Source organism: Streptomyces sp. NPDC033966 (assembly GCF_055575955.1).
In genome coordinates, this window is the sequence record NZ_JBVIRQ010000002.1 from 613785 (window position 1) to 632587 (window position 18803).

Sequence of the window (18803 nt, forward strand, 5' to 3'; positions counted from 1 at the left end):
CCGTACCGCCTGCTCAGACACGACACCAACCTGCCTGAGCCCGGCCCGGCACCTCAGCGGGGCATGGCCGCGATGGCGGCGCGGGCGATCTTCTCGGCCTCCGACGTGCAGGTCGATGCGGGGTGTTCCTCCCCGCCCAGGGCTACGCGGACCACGAGGTTGCCGTCGCGGACGTTCAGGCTGCAGTGTTCTGCGGGATCGGGATACGTCACGTACGGGGCGCTCCAGTACGCCTCGTCGCCGAAGCCGAGGTCTGTCGCCCGGGTTTCCTTGGCGGCTTTCTCCCGGAACTCCTTGCGCTGCTGCTCGGCTTCGTTGTCGTCACGCTTCAGTTCCCAGCCGACGGACGCGTGGACCTTGTCGACCAGGCCGACGATCCTGACCTTCGTGGGGTCGCCGAATATCTTTCCCCAAGCGCAGCCGGTCGAGGCACCTGTGCCGGTCTCGTCGTAGTGGTCAAGCTCCTCCGTCCGGGCAGGCAACGGCAGTCGGGCGGCCGCCTCGGAGCAGATCGGCGCCTTCGCATAACGCAGCGGCACTGGTTCGCCGTCGCTCTTCAGCGCGTACACCCCGGTTCCGATGCCGACGACGGCGAGCACACAGCCCGCGACCAGAGCGGTGGTCCTTCCGGGGCGCCGACGGGGCGGGGGCAGCGGTGCCGTGGGGGCGGGCGTCCGTCTCGGCGCGGACGCTCCCGCTTCGGCGGGAAGGGCCGGGGCCAGGGCCGGCACAAGCGTTCGGTCCGTGTCGCCGAGCAGTCGGTCGATGTCGGCCCGCTGGGCGGTGATCGTCCGGTGCACGGCGGGCGGCCAGGGCCGGTCGGCGGGCGCGACCGGCCCGAGGAGTGTGAGGAGCTGCGCCGGGGTGGGACGGGCCGCCGGGTCCTTGGCCAGGCACGGCCTGACGACCACGCGCAGCCCCGGCGGAAGGGCGGACAGGTCGGGCTCGAGGTGCACGACGTTGTAGAGGGTCCCCGCCATCGACGTCCCCGCGAAGGGGCTCTCGCCCGTCGCGGCCATCGCCAGGACCGCGCCGAGCGAGAACACGTCGCTGGCCGGCGTCAGTCCGCGGCCTTCGGCCTGTTCCGGTGACATGAACGCGGGCGAGCCGACCACCCAGCCGGTCTGCGTCAGCTCAGTCGCCTCCGTGCCCTCGGCGACGCGCGCGATACCGAAGTCGATGACACGTACGCCGTCCTCGGCGAGCAGGACGTTATCGGGCTTGAGGTCGCGGTGGATCAGCCCCGTCCGGTGGATCTCGGCGAGGGCCGTGGCCAGTCCGGCGGCGAGGCGGCGTACGGAATCCTCGGGAAGCGGGCCCGCCTTCTCCACGGCCGCGCCCAGCGAGGGCCCGTTGACGAAGACCGAGGCGAGCCACGGTGTCGGGGCATCCGCGTCGGCGTCCATCACGGCTGCCGTGTACGCGCCGGACACCCGTCGAGAGGCGGTGACCTCGCGACGGAAGCGGGCCCTGAACCCGGCGTCGGCGGCGAACCGTGCGTGTACCTGTTTGACGGCGACGAGCCGTCCGTCCGGTGCGGCGCCGAGCAGCACCCGTCCCATCCCGCCCCTGCCCAGTTCGGCGAGGAGACGGTAGGGCCCGGCGGTCGCCGGGTCGGCCGTTCCCAGCGGCTTCATCGTGCGGACTCCGCCAGCTTCAGGGCCGACTTCCCCGCGGCCTTGGCGATGTTCCTGGCCTCGTCATCGGAGTAGCGCGTGGTCTCCACGATGACGTTGAGCCTCATGTTGATGTCCCGCGCGTACAGATTGGCCATGTTCCGCTGCCAGTACGCCTCCTCACCGACGCCGGCGTCGACGCGCTCGTACGACCCGCGGGCGGAGGCGAAACCGCTCTCGTACTTTTCCTTCGCCAGCTCCGCTCCGGTCCTGCCGCCTTCCGAGAGGTGCCGGTCCCAAGAGACGATGACCCTGTCTCCGTACCGGTTGCTCCAGAAGCACTGGTTCGACCCCTGTGGCATTTCACCGACGGCCTCGAGGTTGCCGCTCGGATCTCCGTAGCCCGCCGGCACCTCGACCTTGCCCTTGGCCTCCTTGCACGAGGGCACCCGCTGCGTGTACTTGTCGGGGACCTTCGACAGGGGCGTCGTCCCGGGGGTCGGGACGGTGTCGCTCCCGCTCGGCGCCTTGGCGTCCGGCTTCCCCGGGGGTGCGCTCGTCCGGCCGCCGTCCCCTCCTCCGCCGTTGCCGTCCGGGGGCAGGAAGTTCAGGGCCGTCACCGTGGCCACCGCCACCACCGCGGCCGCCCCCGCCAGCCACCAGGTGCGCTTGCGCCGGGCTGTGGCGGCAGGCGGTGCGGGCGGGATCGGCGGCGGGGACACGACGGGCGGGGGCAGGAGCCTGGTGGGCGCGGTGACGGGGGGAACAGCGGAGACGGCGGGTCCGTCGGATCCGGCCGCCAACTGGTCGATGTTCGCGCGCTGTTCGGCCGTGAGACGGTGTACCGCCTCGGGCCACAGGCGGGACGTCGGCGTCACCGTGCCGAGCGCTGTGAGGAGTTCCGGCGGCGACGGACGTTCCGCCGGTTCCTTGGCCAGACACGACTCGATGAACGATCGCAGCGCCTGCGGCACCGCGTTGAGGTCCGGTGCGCCGTGCGCGACGTTGTAGAGCACGCCCGGCACCGACGATCCCGCGAACGGCGGCCTGCCGGTGCAAGCCATGACGAGGGTCGAGCCGAGCGAGAACACGTCGGCGGCGCCGGTCAGCGGGAGACCCTGTACCTGTTCCGGCGCCATGAAGGGCGGCGAGCCCACCATGGCGCCGGTGTGGGTGAGCTTCGTGTGCCCCTCGGCGGCGCGCGCGATGCCGAAGTCGATGACGCGCACCCCGTCCTCGGTGAGAAGCACGTTGGACGGCTTCAGGTCGCGGTGGACCAGGCCCGCCCGGTGCACGTCGGTCAGCGCCTGTGCGAGGCCCGCCGCGAGGACCCTTACCGCTTCCTCGGGTAACGGCCCTGCGGCGTCGAGGGCCTGGCTCAGCGTGGGGCCAGGTATGAAAGCCGAGGCCAGCCAGGGCTCTCGGGCCTCCGTATCGGCGTCCATCACGGCGGCGGTGTAAGCACCGGACACCTTGCGCGAGGCCGCCACCTCGCGCCGGAACCGGGCCCGGAACCCGGCGTCCTCGGCCAGTTCGGGGTGCACCTGCTTGACCGCGACGAGACGGCCGTCGGGGGCCACGGCGAGCAGAACACGTCCCATGCCGCCCTGCCCGAGTTCTGCCACCACCCGGAACGGACCTATGTACGACGGCCCGGACAGCCCTGTTGCATGCATGACGTCCTGCCCCTCCCCGTGGGGGACCTTCCGGTCCCGAAGCGGAAGGATCATACAGACGAACGCCTCGCCATCCGAGGGGAACCCCTCCAAACCCGACCGCTCAAGGTGCGGTCCACCTGAGCTCCGGACCGGTCAATGCGCAGGTGCGCCCGTGGTGGCCGGGCTCGGTCTGTGCCACCCGCGCCACCGCCGCGATGTCCGCCGGATGGATGGTCGGCAGCACGGTCTCGGCGTACGGCGCGCGGACGGTCTCCCCGTCACGGATGGGAGCCGCCCACATCAGGGCGTTCGGGGCGAACTGCGTCGGCCGCGGGATCGTCCAGGCCATGCCGCTCGCCTTGAGCAGTTGCTCCACCCAGGTTCTCGCCGGCGGGGCCGAGGCGCGGATGGGTCTGGACGGTGATGGACGACACCGGCACGGGGCCGGTCCGCCGACGGTCCTCTGACGCGGCCGGCCGCTATTCCGGCGCGTTGGTGACACATCCGCCTCCGGCCGTCAGCGATCCGTATGAACTGCGTCGTTCGTCGTCAAGTTCCCATCAGGGGCGGGCCGCAGCGGCACCGGAGCGGGGATGGCTGGGCATAGCTTTCGAGTGCCGCCCCGGACCGCCTCCCCGCGCATCCGGGGCACGCACCGTCTTCCGTTCAAGGCTCCTCGAGGAGGGCCCCATGTGCTTGTTCCAGTACGACGACGACCCCGAACCTGAGGAACGGGTCCCGGCCGGGCTCCTCTACGTCCCCGTCCGGCCGGGAACGGCGGAGGTGGTCGTGCGGATGTTCCGCACCCCGCTGGGCGCACGTACCGCCGTCGGGTTCACCGGCCCGGACCGGCTGGTCACCACCCTCGGCGCGGAGCAGCCGTGGATCCGGCTGTCCGAGCCGGCGCTGCGGGCGATGGCCGAGCCTCTCGGAGTGGGCCTGCTGACCATCGACCCGACGTTCACCGCTCCCGCGGTCACCGGGGCGGTCCCGGCGAGCTCCGCCACGGGCGGGCCCGCACCGGTCCCGGCCCCGGCCCCGGCCCCGAAGGGCGTCTCCTCGGCCCCGGCCGCCTGAGAGAGGAGGACCACACGATGACCACCCCGGTCATACCCCCGCCGGACTCCGGTACCGACGACCTCTCCGTCTGGCCCGCCTCCACGACCCGGCTCCCCCACGGCGGCCTGACCGTCGGCGGTGTGGACCTCGCCGAGGTGGCGGAGCGGTTCGCCACTCCCGTCTACGTCCTGGACGAGGGCGAGGTGCGCGAGCGCTGCCGGACGTACCGGGACGCCTTCCCCGACGCCGAGGTCCTCTACGCGGCCAAGGCCTTCCTCTCCCGCGCCATGGTGCGCTGGGTCCACGAGGAGGGGCTGGGCCTGGACGTCTGCTCGGCCGGAGAGCTGGAACTCGCCGTCATGGCGGACTTCCCGCCCGAGCGGATCGTGCTGCACGGCAACGCGAAATCACCGCGCGACCTCGACAGCGCACTGCGGCTCGGGGTCGGGCGGATCGTCATCGACAGCCCGTCGGAGATCGCCCGCATCGCCGCTGCCGTGGGACCCGACGGACGCCAGAAGGTGATGGTGCGGGTGGTGCCCGGCATCTCCGCCGGCGGCCACGACAAGATCCGCACGGGCACGGACGGGCAGAAGTTCGGCCTGTCCCTCACCGACGGGTCCGCACTGCACGCCGTCGCCCGCATCCTGGCCCAGCCCCAGCTGGAACTGACCGGGCTCCACTGCCACATCGGCTCCCAGATCACCGAGGTCAAGCCCTACCTCACCGCGCTCCGGCGGATGGTCGGGCTGATGGCCCGCATCCGGGACGCCTACGGCCGCGTCCTGCCCGAACTCGACCTGGGCGGCGGCCACGGCATCGCCTACCGGCCGGGCGAACCGGCCCTCGACGTCACCACGCTCGCCCGCAAGCTGCGCGGCGAGGTGGCCGAGAGCTGCGCCGCCGCCGGGATGCCCGTCCCACGGCTCGTCATCGAGCCGGGCCGGGCCGTAGTAGGGCCGGCCGGGGTCGTCCTGTACCGGGTCCTGGCCGTGAAGCACACCGGGGACACGGTGTTCGTCGCCGTCGACGGCGGCATGAGCGACAACCCCCGGCCCGCTCTGTACGGCGTCCGCTACGCACCCCGGCTGATCGGCCGGGCCGGGACGGCCGCACCCCGTACGGCCACGGTCGTGGGCCGGCACTGCGAGGCCGGGGACGTCCTCGCCGCCGGCGTGGAACTGCCCGGCGACGTCCGGCCCGGCGACCTGATCGCCGTACCGGTGGCGGGGGCGTACCAGCTCTCGATGGCCTCCGGCTACAACATGGTGGGCCGGCCTCCGGTGGTCGCGGTCCACGAGGGCGCCACAAGGCTCCTCGTGCGCCGCGAAACCCTGGAGGACCTGCGCCGGCGCGACATCGGCGCCTAGCCCGGTGGGCGAGCGCCATCAGCACCCCGTCTGTCCCCCGCTCTTGCGGAGGACAGGCGGGGTTCCTGGCGTTTCCCTTGCTGAGGGTTCAGCCGGCGTGGACGTGGGGGCGGCGGGAGCGGTCCGACGGGCGTCGGAGGACTTCAGCGAAGGTCAGCGGGGGTCGGCTCGGTGCCGGCGGTGATGCGGAAGCGGAGCCGGCAGATCACCGCGTCCGTGTCCCGGCGTACCGCGTGGGCGACCACCGAGCCGCGCTGGTTCTGAAGGAGCCGCTGCCACAGCCGCTCCGGCTCGGTTTCGGGAATCAGTACGGTGACCTGGACGCCCGGATGCCGCTCCGCCAGCGTGCGGACGTACCCGGACACCGGGCGGCCCAGCGAACGTGTCGGCGAGGGGAGTTCGACGAGCTCGACGCCTGGGTTCCACAGCTCCCAGTCGCGGCGCAGCGCCTGGGCGGCCCGGCGGTCCTCAGGGGCCGGGTGGGTGACGGTCACCGCGAGGACCTCGTCGCCGAGCGAGCGCGCCGCGGTCAGCGCCCGGCAGGTCAGCAGGGACAGCCCGGACACCGGAACGACCACCAGCGAGCGGGAACGCCGCGGGGGCTGTGGCACACGGCCCAGCTCCAGGCGCTCGCCGATCCGCGCGTACGTGCGGTGCACCTTCTCGAGGGCGAGGACGAGCAGCGGCAGCGCGACGACGATCAGCCAGGCGCCCTCGGTGAACTTGGTCGAGGTCACCACGACCGCGGAGACGCCCGTCAGGAGCGCTCCGAAGCCGTTGAGGGCGGCCTTCCCCTGCCAGCCCGCCGGGCGTTCCAGCACCCAGTGCCGGACCATGCCGACCTGGCAGATGGTGAAGCCGACGAACACGCCGATGGCGAAGAGCGGTACGAGGGTGTTGGCGTCGCCGCCGGAGAAGACGAGCAGCACGGCGGAGACCAGGGCCAGCCAGACGACACCGTGCCGGTGAACCTGCCGGTCGGCCTTGAGCGCGAAGACGTGCGGCAGGAAGTTGTCCCTGGCGAGCAGGCTCATCAGGACCGGCAGGCCGCCGAAGGAGGTGTTCGCGGCGAGCGCCAGCAGCACCACGGTGGCGAACTGGACCACGAAGAAGGCGGCGTTGTGGCCGAAAGAGGCGTCGGCGAGCTGCGCGAGGACGGTGACGCCCTCGACCGGCTGGAGGTGGAAGCGGCCGATGAGGACGGACAGGCCGATCAGCATCACGCCGAGCAGGGCCCCGAGGGCCACTTCGGTGCGCTGGGCCCGGCGGGCGGCGGGGGCCCGGAAGGATGGCACCGCGTTGGCCACGGCCTCGACGCCGGTGAGGGCGGAGCAGCCGGCGGCGAACGCCTTGAGGAGGAGCAGGGCGCCGACGGTGGTGGCGCCGTCGCCGAGGGCGGAGGCGTGCCCGGCGGCGGTCTCCGTCGAGACCGGTCCGTCCCGGAACAGGCCTACGGTGATCATCGCGAGGACCGATCCGACGAAGACGGCGGTGGGGACCAGGAAGGCCTTGGCGGAGTCCACCACCCCGCGCAGGTTGACGGCGGTGACCAGGACCAGCACGCCCAGGCAGATCCACACCCGGTCCCCGTACAGCGAGGGGAAGGCGGAGGTCAGCGCTGCCACGCCGGCGGTGACGGAGACGGCCACGTTGAGCACGTAGTCGAGGATCAGCGAGGCCGCCGCGACCAGGCTCGTACGCCGTCCGAGGTGCCGCTTGGCGACGGCGTAGGAGCCGCCGCCGTCCGGGAAGGCCGCGATGACCTGCCGGTACGAGGCGACCAGGACGGCCAGCAGAGCGGCGATCGCCACGGTCACCGGGAGGGTGAAACCGATCCCGTACGCGCCGGCGGCGGCGAGGACGAGCACGATGGACTCGGGCCCGTAGGCCACGGAGGCCATGGCGTCCAGCGACAGGGCGGCCAGGCCCTGGAGGGCGGTCAGCTGGTGCCGCTCCCCCTCCTCCGCCACCGCCGCGACGCCGGGATCAGGGGGCTCTTCCCGACCCGGCCCCCGTCCCGCAGACGTCGCTTCTCCTGTGTGTATGGCCATGTCGCCGTGTTCCTCCGATATGGGCAAAGTGAGGACAGCGTCGAAGTCCCGGCGCACCACCGCCACCCGTCTTGGCGAGTTCCATACGTCCCTCCCGCCACTCTTCACGCAGTTCATACGCGTAGGGGACGCGTCCACTACGGCCGGTTCCTCCTCGCCCCCGCTCCCGGCCCGGAGGGGATGAAAGCCTCACTTCGCGGCAGGTCGGGGCGATCGGCGTCAGGGCTGCGTCAAAGGTTCCTGCGCGCGCGTATGGACCGCATCAAAGTGTCTTAACGCGGTCGGCCACTCAGGGTTTGCTCTGTCTCGGCCAGTCCGGCCGATTCCGTCTCATCACTTCATCAGGAGCTCACGATGGCCGATCTGGCCTTCGTCGTCACCACGGTCGCGATCTTCGCGCTGGTGGCTCTCATCGCCCGGGGGGTGGCGAAGCTGTGACTGCCGAGAACATCGTCGGCCTGCTCGTGGCCGTCTCCCTGCTCGGGTACCTCGTCCTCGCCCTCGTCAAGCCGGAGAGGTTCTGAGCCGACATGAGTCCCCAGATCGCTGGTGTGCTCCAGTTGCTCGCCCTGATCGCCGCGCTCGCACTGGCATACCGTCCGCTCGGCGACTACATGGCCCGGGTCTACTCCTCCGATAGGCACTACAGGCCGGAGAAGTGGATCTACAAGGCCATCGGCGCCAACCCGTCGGCCGAGATGCGCTGGCCCGCCTACCTGCGCGGTGTCCTGGCCTTCTCCGCCGTGAGCGTCCTCTTCCTCTACGCCCTCCAGCGGCTCCAGGGCGTCCTGCCCGGCTCGCTCGGCTTCCAGTCGATCGACCCGGACCAGGCGTTCAACACTGCCGCGTCCTTCGTGGCGAACACCAACTGGCAGTCGTACTCCGGCGAACAGGCCATGGGCCACGTCGTGCAGACCGGCGGCCTGGCCGTGCAGAACTTCGTCTCCGCGGCCGTGGGCATGGCCGTCGCCGTCGCCCTCGTACGGGGCTTCGCCCGCTCCCGCACCGGTGAGCTCGGCAACTTCTGGGCGGACCTGGTGCGCGGCACCGTCCGCATCCTCGTTCCCATCGCCGTCGTCGGCGCGCTCGTCCTGGTCGCCTGCGGCGCGATCCAGAACTTCTCCGGGATCCACGAGGTCGGTCAGTTCTCGGGCGGGACGCAGCAGTGGAACGGCGGCGCGGTCGCCTCCCAGGAGGTCATCAAGGAACTCGGCACGAACGGCGGCGGTTACTTCAACGCCAACTCGGCCCACCCCTTCGAGAACCCCACCCCCTTCTCGAACCTCTTCGAGATCTTCCTGATCCTGGTCATCCCGTTCGCGCTGACCCGGACCTTCGGCCGGATGGTCGGCAACCTGCGCCAGGGCTACGCGATCCTCGCGACGATGGCGGTCATCTGGGTCGGTTTCACCGCCCTGATGATGTGGACCGAGTTCTCCCACCACGGACCGGCGCTCCAGGCCGCCGGCGGTGCGATGGAGGGCAAGGAGACCCGCTTCGGCATCGGCGCCTCCGCGATCTTCTCGGTCGCCACCACCCTGACCTCGACCGGTGCGGTCAACTCCTTCCACTCCTCCTACACGGGCCTGGGCGGCGGCATCCAGCTCCTGGGCATGCAGCTCGGCGAGATCGCACCCGGCGGCGTCGGCTCCGGCCTCTACGGCATGCTCGTGATGGCGGTCATCGCGGTGTTCATCGCCGGCCTCATGGTCGGCCGCACCCCCGAGTACCTGGGCAAGAAGATCAGCACCCGCGAGATCAAGTTCGCGGCCTGCTACATCCTCATCACCCCCGCGCTCGTTCTGTGCTTCACCGCCGCGGCGATGGCCCTGCCCACCCCGCCGCACTCGATGGCCAACTCCGGCGCGCACGGCTTCTCCGAGGTGCTCTACGCCTACACCTCCGGCGCCAACAACAACGGCTCCGCCTTCGCCGGCCTGAACGCCGACACCCAGTGGTTCAACAGCACCATCGGCATCGCCATGCTGCTGGGCCGCTTCCTGCCCATGGTGTTCGTCCTCGCACTGGCCGGCTCGCTGGCCGAGCAGAAGCCCGTACCCGAGACCGCGGGCACGCTCCGTACGGACAAGCCGCTGTACGCGGGCCTGCTCGTCGGCACGATCGTCATCATCACCGGTCTGACCTACTTCCCCGCCCTCGCGCTGGGTCCGCTCGCCGAAGGACTCGCCTCATGAGCACCGCCACCCCGACCCGTGCCCCGCACGAGGACATCCCCACAGGACACAAGCCGGACACCGGCCGGGTGGGCGGCGGCCTGTTCGACCCCAAGGCCCTGCTGAAGTCCTTCCCCGACGCGGTGAAGAAGCTCGACCCGCGCGTCATGATCAAGTCCCCGGTCATGTTCGTCGTCCTCGTCGGCTCGGTCGTCACGACCGTCCTCGCGCTCAAGGACCCCACGGACTGGTTCGGCTGGGCCATCACCGCCTGGCTGTGGCTGACCACGATCTTCGCCAACCTCGCCGAAGCCGTCGCGGAGGGCCGCGGCAAGGCCCAGGCCGACACCCTGCGCAAGGCCAAGACCGACACCGTCGCGCGGCGGTTGACCGACTCCGGCGAGGAGCAGGTCCCGGGCACCGAGCTGAAGATCGGCGACCTGGTGGTCTGCGAGGCCGGCGACGTCATCCCCGGCGACGGTGACGTCGTCGAAGGCGTCGCCTCCGTCGACGAGTCCGCCATCACCGGCGAATCCGCGCCCGTGATCCGCGAGTCCGGCGGCGACCGCAGCGCGGTGACCGGCGGTACGAAAGTGCTCTCCGACCGGATCGTCATCAAGATCACGACGAAGCCCGGCGAGACCTTCATCGACCGCATGATCAACCTGGTGGAAGGCGCGGCGCGGCAGAAGACCCCCAACGAGATCGCCCTCAACATCCTCCTGGCGTCCCTCACCATCGTCTTCCTGCTCGCCGTCGTCACCCTCCAGCCCTTCGCGATCTACGCCGGCGCCAAGCAGTCGATGATCGTGCTGACCGCCCTGCTGGTCTGCCTGATCCCCACCACCATCGGCGCGCTGCTCTCCGCCATCGGCATCGCCGGCATGGACCGCCTCGTCCAGCGCAACGTCCTCGCCATGTCCGGGCGTGCCGTCGAGGCCGCCGGCGACGTGTCCACTCTGCTGCTCGACAAGACCGGCACCATCACCCTCGGCAACCGCCAGGCCTCCGAGTTCGTGGCCGTCAAGGGCACCACGCAGGCGGCGCTCGCCGATGCGGCACAGTTGTCCTCGCTGGCCGACGAGACCCCCGAGGGCCGTTCCATCGTCGTCTTGGCCAAGGAGAAGTACGGGCTACGCGAGCGTCACCAGGGCGAGCTGGAACACGCCACGTGGATCGAGTTCACCGCCCAGACCCGCATGTCGGGCGTGGACGTCGACGGCAGGAAGGTCCGCAAGGGTGCGGCCGGTTCGGTCATCACCTGGGTCACCGAGCAGGGCGGCGACGTCACCGAGGAAGCCGGCTCGCTGGCCGACTCGATCTCGCAGGCCGGCGGCACCCCGCTCCTCGTCGCCGTCGAGGACGCCGACGGCGCCCGCGTCCTGGGTGTCATCCACCTCAAGGACGTGGTCAAGGAGGGCATGCGCGAGCGGTTCGACGAGCTGCGCCGCATGGGCATCAAGACCGTCATGATCACCGGCGACAACCCGCTGACCGCCAAGGCCATCGCCGAGGAGGCCGGCGTCGACGACTTCCTCGCCGAAGCCACCCCTGAAGACAAGATGGCCCTCATCAAACGGGAACAGGCCGGCGGCAAGCTCGTCGCCATGACCGGCGACGGCACCAACGACGCCCCCGCCCTCGCCCAGGCCGACGTCGGCGTCGCGATGAACACCGGCACCTCGGCCGCCAAGGAAGCCGGGAACATGGTCGACCTCGACTCCAACCCGACCAAACTCATCGAAATCGTCGAGATCGGCAAGCAGCTCCTCATCACCCGGGGCGCCCTGACCACCTTCTCCATCGCCAACGACGTCGCGAAGTACTTCGCGATCATCCCGGCCATGTTCGCCGTGGTCTACCCCGGTCTCGACAAGCTCAACATCATGGGCCTCGCGTCCCCCGAGTCGGCGATCCTCTCCGCGGTGATCTTCAACGCGCTGATCATCATCGCCCTCGTGCCGCTCGCCCTCAAGGGCGTCCAGTACAGGCCCACCAGCGCCGACAAGATGCTCCGCCGCAACCTCGGCGTCTACGGACTCGGCGGCCTCATCGCCCCGTTCATCGGCATCAAGCTCATCGACCTGCTCATCACCCTCATCCCCGGAATCGGCTGATCGGCAATGAACACTTCCGTATCCAGCACCGCCCGCCTGATCGGCGCCGGCCTGCGCGCCCTGCTCGTCCTGACGATCGTGTGCGGCGTGCTCTACCCGCTCGCCGTCACCGGCATCGCCCAAGCCCTCTTCAACAACCAGGCCAACGGCTCCGAGATCAAGGACAAGAGCGGAAACGTCGTCGGCTCCGAGCTGATCGGGCAGACCTACAACCTGCCCAAGCAGAACCCGGACGACCCCGAGGAAGCCGCCAAGCCGGACCCCAAGTGGTTCCAGCCGCGCCCCTCCAACGGCCTGGGCGCCAACAGCGTCAACACCCGGTACTCCCTGATCCTCTCCGGCGCCACCAACAAGGCCGCCGACAGCCCCGAGCTCGTCAAGCTGGTCGAGGACGCCAAGGCGGCCGTGGTCGCCGACAACTCCACCGCCGACTACAAGGTCAAGGCCGAGAACGTGCCCGCCGACGCGGTCACCTCCTCCGGCTCCGGCCTGGACCCGAACATCTCCCCGGAGTACGCGGAACTCCAGGTCCACCGGGTGGCCGAGAAGAACGGACTGCCCGTCAAGCAGGTCGAGAAGCTCGTCAAGGACAACACCGAGGGCCGCACGCTCGGCTTCATGGGCGAGCCCCGCGTCAACGTCCTCACGCTCAACACCGCCCTCAAGGCCCTGACCAGGAACTGACCGTCCACCCCCGCACGGCACGGGAACCGGCGGGGCGCGGACTCGCGCACCCCGCCGGTTCCCGACCGTTCCGCTCGCAACAAGGAAAGGCTGCACACCGATGACCCGGGTGCTGGTGGTGGAGGACGATCCCCAGCTCGTCCGCGCGCTGAGGATCAACCTCCAGGCACGCAAGTTCGACGTCGACGAGGCCGGCGACGGCGGCTCGGCCCTGCGGCTGGCCACCGCACGCAATCCCGACATCATCGTCCTCGACCTCGGCCTGCCCGACATGGACGGCATCGACGTCATAAGAGGGGTACGCGGCTGGAGCCGGGTCCCGATCGTGGTGCTGTCCGCCCGGCACACCTCCGAGGACAAGATCCGCGCCCTGGACGCCGGAGCCGACGACTACGTCACCAAGCCCTTCAGCATGGACGAACTCCTGGCCCGGCTGCGGGCCGCCTCCCGCAGACAGACCGATCCGGTACGGCGGCCCGACGACGTCACGGTGGTCGAAACCGACGAGTTCACCATCGACCTGCTCGCGAAGAAGGTCCGGCGCGGCGACCGCACCGTACGGCTCACGCCCACCGAGTGGCACCTGCTGGAGATCCTCGTCACCCACCCGGGTCACCTGATCACACAGAGCATGCTGCTGCTGGAGGTCTGGGGGCCCACCTACGCGGAGCACACCAACTACCTGCGCGTCTACATGGCCCAGCTGCGGCGCAAGCTAGAGGCGGACCCCTCGCACCCCCGGTACCTGATCACCGAGCCCGGCATGGGCTACCGCTTCGAACCCTGAGCAGAAGAAGAGCCACGATCATGGGACGCGGAAAGCTCCGTATCTACCTCGGCTCGGCACCGGGCGTCGGCAAGACGTACGCGATGCTCTCCGAGGCCCACCGCCGGATCGAGCGCGGCACCGACTGCGTCGTCGGCTTCGTCGAGCACCACGGCCGGCCGCGTACGGAAGTGATGCTGCACGGCCTGGAACTGGTGCCGCGGCGCGACCTGGCCTACCGGGGCACCACGTTCGCCGAGATGGACGTCGACGCCGTCCTCGCACGGCGCCCGGCCGTCGCCCTGGTGGACGAGCTCGCCCACACCAACATCCCCGGTTCCCGCAACGCCAAGCGGTGGCAGGACGTCGAGGAACTGCTCCAGGCGGGCATCGACGTGGTCTCCACCGTCAACATCCAGCACCTGGAGTCCCTCGGCGACGTCGTCGAGACGATAACGGGCGTACGGCAGCGTGAAACGGTCCCCGACGAGGTGGTCCGGCGGGCCGACCAGATCGAGCTGGTCGACATGTCGCCGCAGGCCCTGCGCCGGCGCATGGCCCACGGCAACGTCTACAAGGCCGACAAGGTCGACGCGGCCCTGTCCAACTACTTCCGCCCCGGCAACCTGACCGCCCTGCGGGAGCTGGCCCTGCTGTGGACCGCCGACCGGGTCGACGAGTACCTGCGGGAGTACCGCGGAGAGCACAACATCCGCACGACCTGGCAGGCGCGTGAGCGCATCGTGGTCGGCCTGACCGGCGGCCCGGAGGGCCGTACGCTCATCCGCCGGGCCGCGCGCCTGGCCGAGAAGGGCGCCGGCGGCGAGGTCCTGGCGGTCTACATCGCCGCGAGCGACGGGCTCACCGCCGCCTCGCCGAAGGAACTCGCCGTCCAGCGCACCCTGGTGGAGGACCTCGGCGGCACCTTCCACCACGTCATCGGGGACGAGGTCTCCGATGCCCTGCTGGACTTCGCCCGCGGGGTCAACGCCACGCAGATCGTCCTGGGGGTGAGCCGCAGGCGCTCCTGGCAGTACGTGTTCGGCCCCGGGGTCAGCGCGACCGTAGCCCGCGAGTCCGGCCCGGACCTGGACGTGCACATCGTCACCCACGACGAGGCCGCCAAGGGCCGCGGCCTGCCGGTCCCCCGCCGGGCACGGCTCGGACGCGCCCGGATCGTCTGGGGCTGGGTGGCGGGCATCGCCGGCCCGGCCCTGCTGACCCTGCTGCTCAGCCAGGTCGTTCCCGAGCTCGGACTCGCCAACGACATGCTGCTGTTCCTCACCTGCACCGTGGCGGCGGCCCTGCTGGGCGGGCTGCTGCCCGCGCTCGCCTCGGCGGCGGTGGGCTCCCTGCTCCTGAACTACTTCTTCACCCCGCCCCTCTACCGGCTGACGATCTCCGACCCGAGGAACATGGTCGCCATCGCCATCTTCGTCGGCGTCGCCGTCTCCGTGGCGTCCGTGGTGGACCTGGCCGCCCGCCGCACCCACCAGGCCGCTCGCCTGCGCGCGGAGTCCGAGGTCCTCTCGTTCCTCGCGGGCAGCGTCCTGCGCGGCGAGGACACCCTCGACGCCCTGCTCGAAAGGCTCCGGGAGACCTTCGCCATGGACTCCGTGGCCCTGCTGGAGCGCGCCGACGAGGTCGCCCCCTGGACCACGGCGGCGGCGGTCGGCAGCCACCCCGTCGCCCGGCCCGAGGACGCGGACGTGGACATGCCCGTCGGCGAGAACATGGCCCTCGCCCTCTCCGGGCGGGTGCTGCCCGCCGAGGACCGGCGCGTGCTCGGCGCCTTCGCGGCCCAGGCAGCGGTCGTACTCGACCGCCAGCGCCTGGTCGGCGAGGCCGAGGAGGCCCGTCGGCTCGCGGAGGGGAACCGCATACGCACCGCGCTCCTCGCCGCCGTCAGCCACGACCTGCGCACCCCGCTCGCCGGTATCAAGGCCTCCGTGACCTCCCTTCGCTCGGAGGACGTGAAGTGGTCGGAGGAGGACCGGGCGGATCTGTTGGAGGGCATCGAGGAGGGCGCCGACCGGCTGTCGGCGCTGATCGGCAACCTCCTGGACATGTCCCGGCTCAACACCGGCACCGTCGTCCCGCTGATCCGTGAGACCGACCTCGACGAGGTGGTCCCGATGGCCCTGGGCGGCGTACAGGAGGACAGCGTCGAACTCGACATCCCCGAGACGCTCCCCATGGTCGCCGTCGACCGGGGCCTGCTGGAGCGCGCCGTCGCGAACATCGTGGAGAACGCCGTCAAGTACAGCCCCGAAGGCCGGCCGGTCCTCGTCACCGCCAGCGCCCTGCACGACCGGGTCGAACTCCGCGTGGTGGACCGGGGCCCCGGCGTCCCGGACGAGGCCAAGGACCGCATCTTCGAACCCTTCCAGCGCCACGGGGACGCCCCGCGCGGCGCCGGCGTCGGCCTGGGCCTCGCCGTCGCCCGCGGCTTCACCGAAGCCATCGGCGGCACCCTGACCGCCGAGGACACCCCCGGCGGAGGTCTGACCATGGTCCTCACCCTGCCCATGGCGGGGCACGAACCTCCGGTGACGGCCGAGCTGCCCACCTCGGCGGTCAGCTGAAGAAGAGCGGAACGACCCCGGCCGCACCCGCCCGTTACGCCCGGCCCGCCGCCGATCAGCGTTGGTGCGCGCGGGCCCCGAAGGCCGTCACAGCGGCCGTGGTGGAGAGGATGGCCAGCAATGCGAACAGCGCGGGGTACCCGCCGAGGGGGCCGGCAAGGACCGCGCCGGCGAAGGGGGCAAGGGCGGCGGCTGCGTGGGCTGGTGCGCCGAGGAGGCCGGAGAGCCGGCCGTAGTGAGTGGTGCCCCAGCGATCGGTGACGGCTGTGGCCTGGAGGAGGGTGAGGTTCCCTCGAATCACCCCTGCGAGGACGGACACGGCAACGAGCAGGGCGTACGGGCCGGCCACGATGGCGAGCGCTGCGGTGGTGAGGGCGCCCGATGCGATCAGGGTGACGGTGCGGGCGGTGACGCCCACGTGGCGGGCGAGGGTCGCGTACAGGGAGCGACCGAGGGTTTGGCCCGCGCCGCCGAGGCCTAGCACCCAGGCGGCTTGGGCGGTGGTGTAACCGCGTTCGATCAGCAGTGGGATGAGGCCTATGACCACGGCGTACATCGCGAACGCGGACAGGGTGAAGGCGGCGGCCAGCATCCGGAACGCGCGGCTGCGTACGACCTGTTCGTGGCCCCCGGTGACGTGCGGCGGGCTCGGAGGAGGCGGCGGCCAGGGGGCCCCGAGGGCGAGGGCGTGGGCCGGGACGGTGAGGACGGCCAGGATGCCGGCGAGGACCGCGTAGGTGGCGCGCCAGGACATGTGGTCGGCGAGGATCGCGGTCAGGGGTGCGAAGACGGTCGAGGCAAGTCCGCCGGCGAGGGTGACGATGGTGAGGGCACGGACGTGGTCGGGGGCCCACCAGCGGGTGAGGGCGGCGAAGGCCGGCTGGTAGAAGGTGGCGGCCATCGCGACTCCCGCGAGCAGCCATCCGGCGAAGAAGGCGGGCGGGTTGGGGGCTGCGGCGATCACCAGCAGGCTCAGGGCGCCCAGGACGGATCCGGCCGTCATGACGGTGCGGGGGCCGCGGTGGTCCAGGAAGCGGCCGACGTAGATGCCCGCGATGGCGGAGACGACGAGGGCGGCGGAGAACGCGGCGGTGGTGGTGCCGGGGCTCCAGCCGGTGTCGGCGGTGATGGTGGGGTTGAGGACGGGGAAGGCGTAGTAGACGATGCCCCAGCTGGTGATCTGAGTGAGGCAGAGTGCGGGCAGGACGGCGCGTGGCCGCGACCGGTCCCCTGTTCCGGTCGCGGCCACGCCGTCCTGGGTGTCGGGCACGGTTCAGCAGCCGCCGGAGGAAGCGGGCGCTGCGCCGATGGTGAGGGTGGACGGGGCGGCGCAGCAGCCGCCACCGTTCCCCTCGGCGGCCTCCGGCTCGTCGAAGAGACCTGCCCCGCCGCACACGCCGGTCTCGGGGAGGGTGAGTTCGACGCGTTCGGCGGACTCCTGGTCACCGGCGAGGGCAGCGGCGATGGAACGCACCTGCTCGTAGCCGGTCATGGCGAGGAAGGTGGGGGCGCGGCCGTAGGACTTCATGCCGACGAGGTAGACGTCCCTCTCCGGGTGGGAGAGCTCGTTGACGCCGTGGGGGTAGACGGTGCCGCAGGAGTGCTGGTTCGGGTCGATCAGCGGGGCGAGCCCGGTGGGGGCCTGGAGGCGTTCGTCGAGGCCGAGACGGAGCTCGTTCAGGAAGCTGAGGTCGGGGCGGAGGCCGGTGAGGACGATGACCTCGTCGACCGCGTCCAGGCGGCGGCCGTCCTCGCCGACGAGCACGATCCGGCCCGCGTCGTTCTTCTCGATGACGTCGGTGCGGAATCCGGTGACGGCGTCGGCGTAGCCGTCGTCGACGGCGGCCTTGGCTGCGAGACCGAGGGCTCCGCGCGCGGGGAGCTGGTCGGCTTCGCCGCCGCCGAAGGTGGAGCCGGAGATGCCGCGGCGCAGGATCCACGTGGTGTGGGTGCCCTTGCCTTCCTCGGACTTGGCCAGGTCGGCGAGGTAGGCGAGGGCGGTGAAGGCGGAGGCGCCGGAGCCGATCACCGCCATCCGCTTGCCCGCGTACCGGGCACGGACGGCGGGGTCCTTGAGATCCGGGACCCGGTAGGTGATCCGGTCGGCGGCGGCCTTCTCGCCGAGCGCGGCGAGGCCGCTGCCGCCCGCGGGACTCGGGGTGGTCCAGGTGCCGGAGGCGTCGATGACGGCGCGGGCCAGGACCCGCTGCTCGTGGCCGTCCGCGCCCTGGAAGTGGACGACGAAGGGCTGGGTCTCGCGGTCGGCGTCGACGACGCGGTCGCGTCCGGTGCGTGAGACGCCGGTGACGGTCGCGTCGTAGCGGACCTGCTCGCCGAGAACGTCGGCGAGGGGCTGAAGGTAGAGGTCGGCCCAGTCGCCGCCGGAGGGGTAGGTGTCCGCGGCGGGCCTGGTCCAGCCGGTCGGGGCCAGGAGCTTCTCGGCGGCCGGGTCGACGACCTCGCCCCAGCGGGAGAACAGCCGCACGTGGGCCCACTCGCGTACCGCGGCTCCGGCGACCTGGCCGGCTTCCAGGACCAGGGGTTCCAGGCCGCGGCCGACGAGGTGGGCGGCGGCCGCGAGACCGGCGGGGCCGGCCCCGATGACGACGACGGGCAGGTCTGTGGTGGCTGGCGCGTTCACGGTCGGCTCCCTGGTTGTTTCGATGGCTGTCGATGGCTTGTGGTGCCAGCATGGCACCTGTTTCGACGCCCGTCAACATAGA

Annotated in this window: 13 protein-coding genes and 1 pseudogene; 8 read left to right on the plus strand and 6 right to left on the minus strand. The window is 71.3% G+C overall.

From position 1 onward, the window contains the following. Positions 1–53 precede the first annotated feature (53 nt). The 3 genes and pseudogenes from ACZ518_RS08265 to ACZ518_RS08275 all read right to left on the minus strand — a co-directional run. Positions 54–1637 carry a serine/threonine-protein kinase gene (locus ACZ518_RS08265; protein WP_469112202.1) on the minus strand — a complete coding sequence of 528 codons (1584 nt, stop codon included), beginning with the start codon at positions 1635–1637 and terminating at the stop codon, positions 54–56. After that, the gene (locus ACZ518_RS08270) at positions 1634–3346 is read right to left on the minus strand and encodes a serine/threonine-protein kinase (RefSeq protein WP_469112203.1); all 1713 of its coding nucleotides are present in this window, start codon (positions 3344–3346) and stop codon (positions 1634–1636) included. Before ACZ518_RS08270 ends, ACZ518_RS08265 begins: the two co-directional genes overlap by 4 nt. 70 nt (positions 3347–3416) lie before the next feature. Further along, positions 3417–3714 (minus strand): annotated as a pseudogene (locus ACZ518_RS08275) (SDR family oxidoreductase); the annotation flags it as partial. 250 nt (positions 3715–3964) lie between these two features. On the opposite strand from ACZ518_RS08275, the gene ACZ518_RS08280 reads away from it, so the two are divergent. Together ACZ518_RS08280 and lysA are read left to right on the plus strand one after the other, a co-directional pair. Further along, positions 3965–4351: an SAV_915 family protein gene (locus tag ACZ518_RS08280; protein WP_469112204.1), complete on the plus strand. Its 387-nt coding sequence runs from the start codon at positions 3965–3967 to the stop codon at positions 4349–4351. Positions 4352–4368: 17 nt separating this feature from the next. Beyond that, complete coding sequence (gene lysA, locus ACZ518_RS08285; protein WP_469112205.1) at positions 4369–5703, plus strand: diaminopimelate decarboxylase; 1335 nt, start codon at positions 4369–4371, stop codon at positions 5701–5703. A gap of 143 nt (positions 5704–5846) precedes the next feature. Here the strand turns inward: lysA and ACZ518_RS08290 are convergent, their stop codons facing one another. Then, on the minus strand, positions 5847–7754 hold the full coding sequence (locus tag ACZ518_RS08290) for an APC family permease (RefSeq protein ID WP_469112206.1): 1908 nt from the start codon (positions 7752–7754) through the stop codon (positions 5847–5849). A gap of 434 nt (positions 7755–8188) precedes the next feature. Between ACZ518_RS08290 and kdpF the strand changes: the two genes are divergently transcribed. From kdpF to ACZ518_RS08320, 6 genes are all read left to right on the plus strand, one after another. Further along, on the plus strand, positions 8189–8278 hold the full coding sequence (kdpF, locus tag ACZ518_RS08295; RefSeq protein WP_362465155.1) for a K(+)-transporting ATPase subunit F: 90 nt from the start codon (positions 8189–8191) through the stop codon (positions 8276–8278). Between the two features lie 6 nt (positions 8279–8284). Beyond that, positions 8285–9949, plus strand: coding sequence for a potassium-transporting ATPase subunit KdpA (gene kdpA, locus ACZ518_RS08300; RefSeq protein ID WP_469112207.1), 1665 nt, complete (start codon positions 8285–8287; stop codon positions 9947–9949). Beyond that, positions 9946–12045, plus strand: a complete 2100-nt coding sequence (gene kdpB / locus ACZ518_RS08305) for a potassium-transporting ATPase subunit KdpB (RefSeq protein ID WP_469112208.1) — start codon at positions 9946–9948, stop codon at positions 12043–12045. Before kdpA ends, kdpB begins: the two co-directional genes overlap by 4 nt. 6 nt (positions 12046–12051) lie before the next feature. Further along, a complete protein-coding gene (locus ACZ518_RS08310) occupies positions 12052–12729 on the plus strand; it encodes a potassium-transporting ATPase subunit C (RefSeq protein WP_469112209.1) in 678 nt (225 codons plus the stop codon). 100 nt (positions 12730–12829) lie between these two features. Continuing rightward, positions 12830–13516, plus strand: a complete 687-nt coding sequence (locus tag ACZ518_RS08315) for a response regulator (RefSeq protein ID WP_469112210.1) — start codon at positions 12830–12832, stop codon at positions 13514–13516. A 20-nt stretch (positions 13517–13536) separates the two neighbouring features. Then, the gene (locus ACZ518_RS08320) at positions 13537–16080 is read left to right on the plus strand and encodes a DUF4118 domain-containing protein (protein ID WP_469112211.1); all 2544 of its coding nucleotides are present in this window, start codon (positions 13537–13539) and stop codon (positions 16078–16080) included. 55 nt (positions 16081–16135) lie between these two features. On the opposite strand, the gene ACZ518_RS08325 is transcribed toward ACZ518_RS08320, so the two are convergent. Further along, the gene (locus ACZ518_RS08325) at positions 16136–17350 is read right to left on the minus strand and encodes an MFS transporter (protein WP_469112212.1); all 1215 of its coding nucleotides are present in this window, start codon (positions 17348–17350) and stop codon (positions 16136–16138) included. A gap of 3 nt (positions 17351–17353) precedes the next feature. Further along, positions 17354–18721, minus strand: coding sequence for an NAD(P)-binding domain-containing protein (locus ACZ518_RS08330; protein ID WP_469112213.1), 1368 nt, complete (start codon positions 18719–18721; stop codon positions 17354–17356). Positions 18722–18803 lie beyond the last annotated feature (82 nt).